General features: G+C 41.0%; 15 protein-coding genes. 1 reads left to right on the top strand and 14 read right to left on the bottom strand.

Annotated features, from left to right (window positions below; translation table 11 throughout):
- The 14 genes from ACYVTD_RS06310 to ACYVTD_RS06245 all read right to left on the bottom strand — a co-directional run.
- The coding region (locus tag ACYVTD_RS06310) for a prolipoprotein diacylglyceryl transferase family protein (RefSeq protein ID WP_461246940.1) at nt 1-189 on the bottom strand (189 nt) is incomplete at its 3' end.
- A 1-nt stretch (nt 190) separates the two neighbouring features.
- Complete coding sequence (gene yfmH / locus ACYVTD_RS06305) at nt 191-1,429, bottom strand: EF-P 5-aminopentanol modification-associated protein YfmH (protein ID WP_461246939.1); 1,239 nt, start codon at nt 1,427-1,429, stop codon at nt 191-193.
- Nucleotides 1,430-2,644 (bottom strand): M16 family metallopeptidase, encoded by a 1,215-nt coding sequence (locus tag ACYVTD_RS06300; RefSeq protein ID WP_461246938.1) that lies wholly within the window; start codon nt 2,642-2,644, stop codon nt 1,430-1,432.
- A complete protein-coding gene (locus ACYVTD_RS06295) occupies nt 2,631-3,122 on the bottom strand; it encodes a hypothetical protein (protein WP_461246937.1) in 492 nt (163 codons plus the stop codon). Before ACYVTD_RS06295 ends, ACYVTD_RS06300 begins: the two co-directional genes overlap by 14 nt.
- A gap of 2 nt (nt 3,123-3,124) precedes the next feature.
- Entirely contained in the window at nt 3,125-3,805 is a 681-nt protein-coding gene (locus tag ACYVTD_RS06290) for an RsmE family RNA methyltransferase (protein ID WP_461246936.1), read from the bottom strand.
- Nucleotides 3,802-4,287 (bottom strand): DUF4330 family protein, encoded by a 486-nt coding sequence (locus tag ACYVTD_RS06285; RefSeq protein ID WP_461246935.1) that lies wholly within the window; start codon nt 4,285-4,287, stop codon nt 3,802-3,804. Before ACYVTD_RS06285 ends, ACYVTD_RS06290 begins: the two co-directional genes overlap by 4 nt.
- A gap of 1 nt (nt 4,288) precedes the next feature.
- Complete coding sequence (locus tag ACYVTD_RS06280; protein WP_461246934.1) at nt 4,289-4,762, bottom strand: DUF4330 family protein; 474 nt, start codon at nt 4,760-4,762, stop codon at nt 4,289-4,291.
- Entirely contained in the window at nt 4,759-5,847 is a 1,089-nt protein-coding gene (locus tag ACYVTD_RS06275; protein WP_461246933.1) for a glycosyltransferase family 4 protein, read from the bottom strand. Before ACYVTD_RS06275 ends, ACYVTD_RS06280 begins: the two co-directional genes overlap by 4 nt.
- Nucleotides 5,844-7,232 (bottom strand): O-antigen ligase family protein, encoded by a 1,389-nt coding sequence (locus ACYVTD_RS06270; protein WP_461246932.1) that lies wholly within the window; start codon nt 7,230-7,232, stop codon nt 5,844-5,846. Before ACYVTD_RS06270 ends, ACYVTD_RS06275 begins: the two co-directional genes overlap by 4 nt.
- Nucleotides 7,225-8,550, bottom strand: a complete 1,326-nt coding sequence (locus tag ACYVTD_RS06265) for a lipid II flippase MurJ (RefSeq protein WP_461246931.1) — start codon at nt 8,548-8,550, stop codon at nt 7,225-7,227. Before ACYVTD_RS06265 ends, ACYVTD_RS06270 begins: the two co-directional genes overlap by 8 nt.
- Nucleotides 8,550-8,816, bottom strand: coding sequence for an IreB family regulatory phosphoprotein (locus tag ACYVTD_RS06260; RefSeq protein WP_461246930.1), 267 nt, complete (start codon nt 8,814-8,816; stop codon nt 8,550-8,552). The genes ACYVTD_RS06265 and ACYVTD_RS06260 overlap by 1 nt, the downstream gene beginning before the upstream one ends.
- Nucleotides 8,817-9,788: a glycosyltransferase family 2 protein gene (locus tag ACYVTD_RS06255; protein WP_461246929.1), complete on the bottom strand. Its 972-nt coding sequence runs from the start codon at nt 9,786-9,788 to the stop codon at nt 8,817-8,819.
- An 8-nt stretch (nt 9,789-9,796) separates the two neighbouring features.
- The gene (locus ACYVTD_RS06250) at nt 9,797-10,255 is read right to left on the bottom strand and encodes a GtrA family protein (protein WP_461246928.1); all 459 of its coding nucleotides are present in this window, start codon (nt 10,253-10,255) and stop codon (nt 9,797-9,799) included.
- Entirely contained in the window at nt 10,252-11,880 is a 1,629-nt protein-coding gene (locus ACYVTD_RS06245) for a phospho-sugar mutase (RefSeq protein ID WP_461246927.1), read from the bottom strand. The genes ACYVTD_RS06250 and ACYVTD_RS06245 overlap by 4 nt, the downstream gene beginning before the upstream one ends.
- A 146-nt stretch (nt 11,881-12,026) precedes the next feature.
- On the opposite strand from ACYVTD_RS06245, the gene ACYVTD_RS06240 reads away from it, so the two are divergent.
- The coding region (locus ACYVTD_RS06240) for an MBL fold metallo-hydrolase (protein ID WP_461246926.1) at nt 12,027-12,727 on the top strand (701 nt) is incomplete at its 3' end.

The raw sequence follows: 12,727 nt of genomic DNA, 5'->3' as shown, positions 1-12,727 counted from the left end.
CATAAAAGCGTTTGCGACGAAGTCCAGATCCAAGCCTTTTTTCTTTGCGTTATATATCAAAAAAACTAGTGATGATAAAAATGCGAGCGACATTATTATTCCATACCAATGTATGTCTACCGGGCCGATGGAAAACGCGATGGGGCTAATATTAAAAAACAGTTTTAAATTTGGAAACGATATCTGCATATTATTCACCTTGAATCACCGAAAGCACTGAATTATTCTCTGCAAAAATCTTTTCCGCGCAAGATGCCACTTCGTCTTTTGTTATCGATTCTAAATCGTTTAAATATTCGAAAACGTCGTATCCTAGTGCTAAATTATTCGAAAGCGCTCTACCGATTTGAATAGGGTCGTTGAATGTTCTAAAATGTTCGCCGATGAGCATTTTTTTAGTAATATCAAAGCTAGAGAAATCAAATTCTTTCTTGTTTATATATTTCAAAATTTCTTCGTGGACGGCTTTAGGGCTCTTCGCGACACCACCCATAGACACGAAGCTCGCTATCTTTTCATTGGAAAACTCCGCTTCAAACGTCTCGTTTATTAGCCCGCTGTTGTATAGCTCTTGATAAAATTTAGACGACGAGCCGAACAAAATTTGCGTCGCCATGTCGAGAATAATGTCTTCCCTTGCGCTCGAACTATCGCATTTAAATCCTAGCAAAAACATCGGCACTGAGACTGGTTTCTTCTCGGCGACATAGCTTTTGTGTATTCCCTCAGGCTCGACAGGGTATATCCTCTCTATATTTTGCGGTGCTTTTTTCGGTAGGTTTTTGTCCAAAATCTCTATCGTTTTTTCGAAATCAATATCGCCCGAAAGGCATAAATACATATTTGCAGGGTTATAAAAAGTGTTGTAGCAATCATATAAAATCTCTGGTGTTATTTTGTTTATGCTCTCGACAGTCCCTGCAATATCTATCTTGATTGGGTTGTTTTTATACATCGCGTCCAGCAGGTTGAAAAACACGCGCCATGCAGGGCTATCCTCATACATTTTGATTTCTTGAGCGATTATACCCTGCTCTTTAGCAACGTTTTCTTTCGTGAAATGAGGGCTATAGACAAAGTCAGTTAGGATGTCTAAATTCTCTTCAAAATATTCTGCGCAGGAGAAGAGATATGCCGTGTTTGTCCATGTCGTATACGCGTTCGCGTTTGCGCCCGTCGCAGCAAAGGCCGTGAAAGCGTCGCTACCGTCTGGCTGTTCAAACATTTTGTGCTCTAAAAAATGCGCGATTCCATCAGGAACGCGGATCTCGTCGCCGGCTATAAAATGATTGTCGGTCGAGCCATATTTGGTCGTTAAACACGCGTATGTGCGCCCCGTGGCTTTCGGCACATAAAAAACTGGCAAGCCGAATTCATGCGTGAATGTTATTAACTTTTCGCCGATTTTCTCAAAATTTTTCGTATCCATCTATTTATTCTCCATTAAATATGTCGCCTCTAGCCTCGCGCCTTTTGCAACATTCGCTATAGCGTCTCGGCCCACGTTCGCTAGCGCCTGCTCGTCCAATTCCCTGCCTAAAATTAAATCTTTGATGAACATTTGCTCGCGAGACGCCTGCCCAGCCTTGCCTGATTTCAAACTTTGCAACACCGCTCTTTTCGCATCATCTATGTCTTTTTCGTCAAAACTGCCGTTGCTAACGGCCTCTAATTGCACCAAAATTTCTTTTTTCGCCTTTTCAAAATCGCTTGAGTTTATACCACTTTCGACGACCATGACGTTTTTGAACAAGCTTATTTTTGAGCTAACATAATAGCAAAGGCTCATTTTTTCGCGTACGTTAACAAATAATTTCGAATATGGCGTTGCGCCGAAAATCGCGTTAAATATCGTCTTTTCTTCGTGTGTTCCTTCGCCTAATACAAAACCAAGAGCAAGCTTGCTTTGGCTTAATTCTTCTTTCTCGACAAGATTTTTCTCGCAGACAAATTCGTGATAACTAGAACGCGGCGATGCTGTTTCTACTATATAATTATCGAAAATCTCGGAAATTTTTTTCGTCGTCTTATCGATGTCAAACTCGCCCGAGCAAATAATGTCGCAAGGGAGCTTTAAAAATTTATAATCATAAAAGTCTATCAAATCTTCTAGTTCGATGCCGGAAATAACATCTATATCCCCATCTTCGCAAACAGAATATGGCTCATCTGGGGCCATAAGTTCGATTAGTTTTGTCAGCGCGAGTTCTTTTTTATCGTTCGCTTTTGCATGGATTGAGTTTATTTGGTTTTGCTTCTCTTGGAAAAAATATTCCTCGTTGAAGTCGTCTTGATGTAGCACGCAGTCCGCCAAAATCTCTAAGCCTTTTTCTTCAACCGGCTCGCCAGCGTATTTATCTTTTAATATATCAATTCCGAACGAATAACAAACGCCATCACCGTGCTTTGTGTATCCCGAGAAAATTCGCGCGCCATAAAGCTCGGATAGAGTGTGTTCTAGCTCCAGTGTTGTTGGAATTTTTTTGTTCGCGCGAACCAAGAGCGCGGATAAAAGCGCGCCGTAGCTCGCCGCCTCTTTTTCCAAAGCTGCGTGAAAATTAATAACAATCCTGTTTGTTTTAAATTCATTTGACTCCAAAAAATAGAGATTTACCCCGTCTTTAATCTTTTTAGTCTTCGTCATAATCTCTTAATTTCCAATCTTTGATTAAGTATAATACGAAGCAAACCAAAACGCCGATGCCGATATATGCGTACATCCAAAATATTGCTTTATATTCCGAGCCGAACCCCATGAATTCACGGATTCCCAAAAACCAATTGAATTTTATATAACCTAGTAGCAGATGCAAACATAACAGACCCGAGCCGAGGGCGAACATGAAAAACCAGCGTTTTGCCCAAATATATCCTTTAGGGACTTCGTATCGCACTTCCAAGAAATAAAATAGCCCTGCTAAAAAAGCGGTGCCAACAAATGTCCAGATATGGACGCGATGCATCACGGTTTGGAAATTGGAGAAGAGGTGCATGTCGATAAAAGTGATGATGCAAAGTCCGATTGCAATGATAAATTGGTATATAAAAACGTCCGCAATATGGACTTTTAGTTGTTTTTTCTCGCCACGTTTTTTGAATTTGTCTTTATGCTTGTTGTTCATCTTTATTTCTCCTTTTCGTGTATAACTACTGCTAGGGTTGCTGCCGCGGCAAGCTCAACCTTTAAAACCAACTTGCCAAGAGTGATTATTCTTGCGCCTTTTTCTTTTGCATATTCAGCTTCTTCTGCCGAGATGCCACCCTCAGCGCCAACGACAACCCCAACGCTGCCACCCGCCACCAATTCACTCGTAATTTTATTTTCTTTTTCTTTTTCATAGGCTAATATTATTCTCTCTTCTTTTTCAAAAATTTCTCTAAAATCTATTGGCTCGCATATCTCGGGTATCTTGCCCCTGCCAGCAACGCCGGCTGCTTCGATCGCGATTTTTTTAAGTTTGTCTATCTTTTTGCAGGCTATAGATTTACTGACCTGCACGTATTCGGATATAACAGGCACTATTTTTGTTGCGCCAATAAGCGACGCTTGTTCGACGATTTTATTGATTTTATCTCCTTTTGGAAAGCATATATATAATGATAAATCATATCCAAGCTCGCCTGTGGCAGGGTTTTTCTCATTTACCAAAAGCTTATCGCCCGAAAATACGCAATCGTAATCAAATTCTTCGTCACAAGCGATTACATTATCGAGCCTCAGCGCATTCAAATGATTGATTTGAAATTTGTCGAGCGCGATATGTTCACCTAAAACTTGATTTTTATTTACGAAAATCTTTTTCATTTAATATCGATAATAATTGCGTATTCCGCGCCAAACCCTGGTCCTTTAACATCAATTTTTTGCCCAACGCCTAGGTTGAATAGCGATGATGTCCAAAATCCTTTGTCGTCGACGTATCCGTCTTCGCATCTCGCTTTAACTATTATGCGGCATAAATCAGGGTTTTTCTTAAATACTGTTTTTCCGTTTTGCTCCTCTAAATAACGAATCGGCTCTTCTTGCACATCTATCGAAACTATCTTGCCCAAATTATCTGTACATGATTTTTCGTTTAATGTTAGCCATTTGTCGACTGCATCTTGCGCCTCATTGCCGATGTATATCGGTGCCTCAGCGATCGCTAGCGTAATTTCGAACGGAGTGTGCTTAAACACAGTTTTTGCGCGCCCGCTAAATCTTAAAAATATTCCGGCTACAACTGCCAAAACAGCGACAGCAATGATAGCGTCAAACCATGTGAATTTATGTTTTAGTTTGCTCATCTTATTTGCCCTCCTTGATAAACAGGATTGTCGGCTTGATATTTAGCCCCTTGCCGATCAAATCGTATTTTTTGCCCGGCACAACCGGCTCTCCATTTATAAAATATCCTCTGTCGGTCTTTACGGCATCTGCCGTAATAGTTATTTGAGCGAGCCAATTATCTTCAACAAGACCAACTTTCTGCCCTGCCACGACATAGCTGAAATTTGTGTCGTCTATCTTGCCTGTTTCGATGTCGATAACGTTCCCTCGCGCCTGCTTCGTCTCGCCGATAGTAACCGCGCCTGTGAATCCTTCTAAAAAGGTCTTCTGCTGGGCAAATTGAATGTTTTCTAACTGTGCAGTAATCTCGATAGGCACCGTCTCCGCTTTCTTCTCCGCCGCTTTTGGCTTAAGAAAATAATACGCGCCACCTAAAATCACAATAGCAAAAATCGTTACTAATATCCAATCGAACCAATTTAATTTTTTCATTTTAAAACCCCCTCGTTGTATACTCTCTCTATATTTTTGGCAAATTCTTTAGCTGTGAATCTCTTTTCAAAAACCTCTTTTGCGTTCGCGGATATTTTATCATAAAGCTCGCTGTTTTGCAATAATTCCTTTATGTTGTTATAAAACGCATGGATGTTCTCCCTATGGCATATAAACCCGTTCTCCCCGTCTTGGACAAGTTCAGGGTTGCCCCCAGCGTCAGATACGACAGCCGGCACGCCATAGCTCATCCCCTCGATTAAAGCGAGGTTTGATGTCTCCGTGCTTGAAAAGTTGGTTTGTATTGCCGATACGCTATGAAAAATGCCTGTGTCGTTTAAAAAACCGATGAATTTGATATTTGATGCGCCTTCGGCATATTCTTTAAGTTCCTGCTCAATCGGCCCGACCCCTGCGATAACGAACTGTACGGACGGCGGAAACATTTTGGCGACATCTATAAAATATTTATGCCCCTTTAGGCTGACGAGGCGCGCTATAATCGAAATTATCGGTTTGTTTCCTTCTATATTATGTTTCTTCAAGAATTCTCTTTTTTCGTCTGTAGAAAAATTTCTTGCCGGCTCATATCCGTTATACTGCATTTCTATCAACCGCCGAGGCACGCCAGTCCTTGTCAAATCCTTAACCGATGCATACGATACTGCGATAATGTCGTTCTCGAGCCAGTCGTTTAACATCCTATTTATAATCTTGCCGAGCGCGCTGTCCCAAAACTTCGACGGCATGACGGCTGTGTGTTTTGTGAAAACAATTTTCGGCGTTTTTGCAAGCCGCGCTGCAATTCTAGCAGATAGGCAACCATGAGTATGCACAACGTCAGGTTCTTCAAATTTGATTATTTTTTTTAATTCAGAAACCCCAGAAAACGAAAAGGATTTGTCTGATATGCCGTCCGCCTCAATAGCTTCAACCCCTATTTTCTCAATTTCAGGTTTTAGCAAACTGTCCCTCGGCATAACGACTTTTGCGTCTATATTAGCGGACTTTGCTTGCAAATACGTTTTGATATATATCCCCGCGCCGCCGATGTTAGTGTCGGACACTATATGCAATACTTTCATTTTGCCTCACCTCTAACAGCGACAATGCCAAGACTTATCGTAACCCAAAACAGCAACAAAACTCTATAGTTATAAAAAGAATAATCAAACATTCCTTGCAATAAAAATGCCAGACAGCCAGATACGACGGCGACGATCAAGACCTTGAAAGCTTTTTCGCTCTTATTATATGCCGATATGCTCTTTGCAAAAAACGCGACAAGTATTGACAAGAAAGCAATAAGCCCTACTATGCCGATTTCGCACAAAATCTGCAGATATAAATTGTGCGAATGCTCGATCATTTTGATTTTGCTATACATATAAAAAGGTATCATGCGCCCAAAGTTTGCAATGCCGTATCCAAGCCCCGTATGCCAAAAATCTTTTAGCATGGCAATTGTGCTTAGCCAAATTGCGACTCTATATGATGTCGAAGAATCTTTTATATCACCGATAGACATAAACCGATTTATTATCGATTGCGGGAGCAAAAATGGCGCGAGGGCAAGCCCGATAATGCCGAGCCATAAAAGCCTTCGGTCGACAAACAGGGCATATATGAACATGCCGAAGAGCAGCGCGAGCCAGCAACCACGCGAGCCGGTAAATAATATGCAAATGGCTTGAATTCCCGTGCATGCCAAAAACAATAGCTTCGCATATTTATTTTTCAAAATCCAGACTAGAGAAAAAGTTATAGGGATTGCCAAAAGCAGATATTCGCCCAAGACGTTAGGATTCTCTAAAGTCGAATATATTCTCTTTCCCAATGCTCCAAACATGGTCGCGTCTGTCCATTCGTCGCTAACATTTTGCGCAAAAAACCTTTGGTATACTCCATATAAGCTAACGACCGTGCCTGATAATGCAAAGGCGATAAATAGGCCAGCGATTTCTTTTTTTGTGAACTCTCCGTTGGTGAAAGCGAAATAAACAGACATAAAGACACCTGTCAAAACAAATATTTTAAGACTATCTTTTAAGGCGAGCGCGAAGATAGATTGCACAAAAGTTAGAATTATGAATAACAAAATCAATATCCCCGTTGCACCGAGAGAAATAATCTTTTTATCATTTATAATTCTATCCAGAACGTAAGATGCAAGAAGCAAAAAGGCGAGCGCAAAGCAGATCATAGTCGGCACGAGAGGGGCGAGAAAGACCAGCGCGTATAAAAACAATTTATAATTCGAAACTAGATTTAATAACACAGAATTTTTTATAACTTTTATATTTCTCTTTTTCGCAGGAGGGTTAAAAACCCTGCCGATAAAAGAATTTTCTATAGATTTTTCTAATTTCTCGCTCGAAATAAACTTGCCAAAACGCGAGTTTGCAAAACCCGAGCTGAGCCATTCCCAAAAGCTTCTTAAAAGATGTAGCGTGTAGCTGTTGTTATACAAGTCTTTTCTCCTTTTCCCCAAAGTATGCAATCAGCAAATATATCATTATGATGTTAGTCGATATGCTGGCAGATAGAGCGATAGTTGAAATCGAAAGCATTCCTGTCGCCTTGAATATGAAACACAATATAATGCCCGACGCAATGCCCAAAATCGAGGAGATCATAGGCGTTTTTCCGTTTTTCTTCGCATAGAAAACCTTGTTCAAAACTTCGTTTATGCCGAGCGATAGCATACCAATCGAATAGAAACGCAATGCAACGCCGATGTTTGCCACGACCTCCGGCGGCGTCTGCGTGCGAGAATATAATAACTTCGCCACGAAAGGCGCGAATATCATCGTGATTATCATCAGGGGAGTTAAGATCGATATAATGGTCAGAAGCGATGTTTTGATCATGCCAGAATTATCTTTATTATCAGCGACGTTTTGGGATAGCTTTGGGAAGATGTAGTTTGTTATCGCCGTAGTTATCGCCAGCACGCTCATGATATATAAAGCATTGGCATTTTCAACTGATGTTATACCGCCGAACAGGCTCGCAGCAAAAATTGTGTTAATAAAAATCATAATAGGTTGCACCCAACTCGAGATTAGTATCGGCACGACGAGCTTCGCGCTCTTTTTTAGCCCTTCGTCCTTTAAATCAGCCTTGAACGTGAACCTGAACCCTTTTTTATATAAAAACGGGGCTTGAACAAAAAATTGCAACGCCCAGCCGAGCAAGAAAACACCGCACAGCATGAAAATACTTTTATCTAGAGCGATATTAAAAAACGGAATTATAATCAAAAATAATATAATAACCGCGTTGGATATCACGCTAATAATCGCCGGAACGATATATTCATCCAAACTCTGCAAGACGGCGACCGAGATGAAAGCGAGCGTCGTGAAAATAATTGTCGGCAGGGATATAAACAGTAGTTTAATCAAGAATACGCTCGAAAGCTCGGGGTACATCCGCGCAATTAAAGGCGATGCGCAAAGCAATACCGCACACAAAATCGCAGAGAGGATAACAAGCGTGATATAAAATGTATTAGCAAATTCAAACGCTCTTTTTTGCCCGTCTTTTTGTTTATACTCATTAAAAATCGGGATGAACGCCGAGAAAACAGCCGCGCCTAAGGCAAGGTCGAAAAACGTCGTCGGTATTCTAAGCGCTGCATAAAAAGTCTCAGTTATGCCGACGTTGCCACCATAAACCCGCTGCACAAAAATATTGCGCAAAAATCCTAACACTTTCGCAAAAGCGAGCATTAAAAACATGAACGCAATAGTGAATACGGCTTTTTTCGCGGCAGATTTGCTCATTATTTTGTCTCTAAATTCTCTACGTAAAATTTAACAAACTCTTCTAACAGGTCGTCGCGCTCTAGTTTTCTTATAAGCGCGCGTGCGTTATCTTGGCTTGTTATGTATGACGGGTCGCCAGACATTATGTAGCCCACGATTTGTGAAATTGGTGCATACCCTTTCTTCTCAAGCGCGCTATACACCTTAGAAATAATGGTTCTTATCTCTAGCGAATTTAGCTCTGTGCTAGAGATTTTCATGGTTTTATCAAAATCTTCGTGCATTTAAAACTCCTCCTTATTTATACTAAATATTCTTTTAATACCAAACCCTATCATCATATAAAATATTTTTATATCCTTGAAAAATGATTTTTTTATCTTGGTTCTGTTTATGAAGAATGTTTCTCTGCCTTCTGCCAAACCTTGATAATAGCTCTTCACGCATTTTTTGCGTCTTATAAATCTCTTCTTCCTAGCAAGAGCAAGCCCGTGTGCTAAAGAAAAAACTATCATATGCCTTATCGGCAGGTTTTTATGATACGTCCATTCGCTGTTTCTAATCTGCAAGCGATATCTTGTTTCTTTATCTATAAGGCTCGACTCGCCCATTCGATAAAACGTTGCGTTTAGTTGCGAGGCGCATGAATACCCCTTTTTTCTTGCTCGCCAACAAACGTCGATGTCTTCATATAGTGTGAAATAATTATCGTCTAGCCCGTCGATCGATACGAACGCTCGTTTGTTAAATAGCGAGCCGACAAGCGCGGTTGCGAACACTTTTTTTAGTTTCACTTTTTTATACAATTTTTTATATGATATGTTATATGCTATCCCGCCCGGAGTGTACCCAAGCCCCGCAGATTTAACTCGGTTTCTGTTTGCCAAAAACAACTGGCAAGCGCTAACTGAAAAAATATTATCTCCCTTTTCTATAGCCTTAACTAGTTCGTCTAACCATGTTGGATAGACAATCGTGTCCGATGTTATAACTGCGAAATATTCTTCCAAGCATTTAACTGCGCCTTGGTTAACCCCTGTAGCAAAACCTAGATTTTTGCGATTGGCGATGACTTCTATCCCCTCATAGTTCTTTCTAGCGACAACAACGCTATCATCCTCGCTATCGTTATCGACCAAAGTTACGCTAAAATCTTGCAAGGTTTGACGAGATAGGCTTTCTAAACAAGCGGGCAAAAATTCTTCGCCGTTATGGTTTATGATAAGCACTCTTATTTTTCTAATCTCGTCTGCCATATGCCCCCCTATGCCAACTCGCCAGCTTCGTCTTTTATCGGCTTTCGCCTATACGCCCACATCTTTTGCAACAGAAAATTAATAGGGACTGTAACAAAAAGAGTTGGAACCTGTGCCCATATTTTAGGCACGCCTAAACCGTCGATGTTAATACCCAAAAACGGATAATGGAAACCCTTTGTCAGCCATTTAACCAGCAAGACACCGATAACAAGACCCGGCAGATACGCTAGAAAAACTTTAACAAATTGTTTGAACCCATGCTCCCCTGGGAAGACGTATTTTGTCTGCCAATAGTAGCCGTTGTATGTCGAAATAGCATATGATAGCCCGTATGCGATAGTCGGCCAAAGCCAAGCGACCATAAGCATATATAGCCCTGTGTTAATCACGGTCGACGATGCGCCGACGATGCCGAATTTTATAAACTGCCAGCCTACTCTTTTTATCTTTTGTCTTTTGCTCATGATATTCCCTTTTTGATTTGTTCTAGTTCCTGCTCGCTAGTTGCTGATATATAATATTTTATCTTCGGCTCCGTGCCAGACGGACGTATCGCAAGCGATGCGCCAGATTCAAACACCCAATATATCAAATCCGTCGGTTCAAGGTCTATCTCGCTCCTCGTCCCTGCAAATATGTCTTTTTCTATTAATTTAAAATAATCTCTAACTTTTTTTATTTTAAGACCAGCAAATTCAGTCTGCTCGCCTCTATGGTATTTATCCATGATCGCGGCAATTTCGCTTTTCGCCGTGAAGCTCTCTTTCACAATACTAATCGTCTCTTCATATGCCTTGCCGTATTTAGCCTCGACCTCGCCTAGAAAATCGAATAACGTTTTGCCTTGCTTTTTCAAGCTCTCTGCCATTTGGCATATGAGAATCGAAGTTATAACTGCGTCTTTATCGCGGCAATAATCGCCTTTTAAATATCCTATACTCTCTTCAAAACCAAAGAAGAAGTTGTAGCTTTCGTCTTTTTCAAACTGTAATATTCTCTCCGCAATGAATTTAAACCCTGTGTATACATCGAAATATGCCAAGCCATTTGCGTTGGCGATTTTTTCTGTCAGCCTAGATGACACAACCGTGCTGATCACTGCCGGCTTATCTGGCAGGTCTGCGTTCGCGATTAAAAACTCCAACAACATCGTGCCGATTTGGTTGCCCGAAAAACGAATATATTCTCCATCTTTTTTTGCCATACAACCAACTCTGTCAGCATCGGGATCCGTCGCAATAATTATATCAGCGTCGGCATCGATTGCAACTCGAATAGCCTCTGCCCATGCCGCGGCACTCTCTGGGTTTGGATATGGTGCCAATGGAAATTCTCCGTTTGGTTTCATCTGCTCGTCCACCAAAACGACATTCGAAAATCCTGCGCGCTTCAAAACATCCGGCACAAATTTTATTCCGCAGCCGTATAGCGGAGTGTAGCAAATTTTAATGTCTCCCGAAATGTCTAATGCCTCTGCTAAAATCGTTTTCTTATATTTCTCTTCCAATTCTTTGCCGAACGATTTTATAAACTTTTTGTCTGCGTTTAAATCGGCAAATTCGTTTTGCACATCGATAATATCTATGACTTTTTGGCTTACATCAGGCGGCAGTTGCCCGCCGTCTTCCCAATAACATTTATAACCGTTATACTCTTTAGGGTTATGGCTAGCCGTCACCATTATCCCTGCTATCGCTCCAAGCTCACGAACAGCGTATGACAAAACCGGAGTTGGTCTTGGCGCGTCTGATAAATATGCAACAATGCCGTATGACGATAAAACCTCGGCAGCGGCTTTTGCAAATACATCAGAGTTAAGCCTTGTATCATAACTAATAGCGACGCCTCGCGCTTTCGCCTCATCGCCGTATGTGCATATGCATTCTGCCAGCCCCATCGTTGCTTTTTTAATCGTATATTTATTTATCGCGTTTGTCCCCGCCTGCATGATACCGCGAAGTCCGCCCGTGCCAAAAACAAGGTCTGCCCCAAACGCAAATTTAACTTCGTCATCGCTCATGTCTGCAAGTTCGTTTTTAAGTTCTGGCGCGTTGATTTTCCAGTCTTCATATTTCTTAAGGTAATCCAAAATTGATACCTCCGCTATATAACGTTAATTTTGAAATTATTTTATCATAGCGTTTTGAATAAGTCAAGCTTTGATAAGCGCAAATCATGCTTGACTTTTGCTTTGTTTTATGATATATTAAGTAGCGCAAAGAGGGGATTTTAAGTATGGAATTTTGCACACTTTTCAGCGGGTCTTCCGGCAACTCAACTTATATCCACATCGGCGGGCATGAGATCCTTGTAGACACAGGCAAACCTATGAAAGATATTGCCACTGCACTTGCTTCGATTGATAAAAACATAGAAAATATATCCAAAATTTTTATCACGCACGAGCATACAGACCACATAGTCTCTCTCGGCGCGATAATTAGAAAATATAAGATAAACACATACCTCTCAAACGGAACATACGATGCAATTTCGCATAAGCTCGGCGAGGTAGATAAAAACCTCATCCACACATTTTCCTATGGCGACGACTTGCAATTTGATAATCTGCTAGTCGAACCAATCCCTATCCCACACGATGCTGCGATGCCTGTTTGCTACAAGTTCAAATCTGGCGACGAAAGCTGTTTAGTTGCTACAGATATTGGGCACATTACAGATGAAATGGAAGAGAAAATATACGGCGCGCTCGTCGCCTTGATAGAATCAAATCACGATGTGCATATGCTAGAGACTGGGGATTATCCTATTTTTTTGCAACAAAGAATATTAGGCAAAAAGGGTCATCTATCAAACAAAACAGCAAGCGACTTAGCCGTTAAACTTATAAATTCCGGCACAAAACACCTTGTTTTAGGGCATATTTCAAAAAATAATAACACACCAGACCTAGCAGAGGAATATATATATAAAGT

The organism is Treponema sp. R6D11, from assembly GCF_054786075.1.
The sequence above is the reverse complement of the archived record's forward strand: the minus strand, read 5'-3'. Positions and strand labels throughout refer to the sequence as shown.

Coding starts and splice junctions, on each gene's coding strand:
- ACYVTD_RS06250 (WP_461246928.1), bottom strand. CDS start 10,255: ATGAGCAAAAGACAAAAGATAAAAAGAGTAGGCTGGCAGTTTATAAAA.
- ACYVTD_RS06295 (WP_461246937.1), bottom strand. CDS start 3,122: ATGAACAACAAGCATAAAGACAAATTCAAAAAACGTGGCGAGAAAAAA.
- yfmH (WP_461246939.1), bottom strand. CDS start 1,429: ATGGATACGAAAAATTTTGAGAAAATCGGCGAAAAGTTAATAACATTC.
- ACYVTD_RS06300 (WP_461246938.1), bottom strand. CDS start 2,644: ATGACGAAGACTAAAAAGATTAAAGACGGGGTAAATCTCTATTTTTTG.
- ACYVTD_RS06265 (WP_461246931.1), bottom strand. CDS start 8,550: ATGAGCAAATCTGCCGCGAAAAAAGCCGTATTCACTATTGCGTTCATG.
- ACYVTD_RS06275 (WP_461246933.1), bottom strand. CDS start 5,847: ATGAAAGTATTGCATATAGTGTCCGACACTAACATCGGCGGCGCGGGG.
- ACYVTD_RS06285 (WP_461246935.1), bottom strand. CDS start 4,287: ATGAGCAAACTAAAACATAAATTCACATGGTTTGACGCTATCATTGCT.
- ACYVTD_RS06260 (WP_461246930.1), bottom strand. CDS start 8,816: ATGCACGAAGATTTTGATAAAACCATGAAAATCTCTAGCACAGAGCTA.
- ACYVTD_RS06290 (WP_461246936.1), bottom strand. CDS start 3,805: ATGAAAAAGATTTTCGTAAATAAAAATCAAGTTTTAGGTGAACATATC.
- ACYVTD_RS06280 (WP_461246934.1), bottom strand. CDS start 4,762: ATGAAAAAATTAAATTGGTTCGATTGGATATTAGTAACGATTTTTGCT.
- ACYVTD_RS06255 (WP_461246929.1), bottom strand. CDS start 9,788: ATGGCAGACGAGATTAGAAAAATAAGAGTGCTTATCATAAACCATAAC.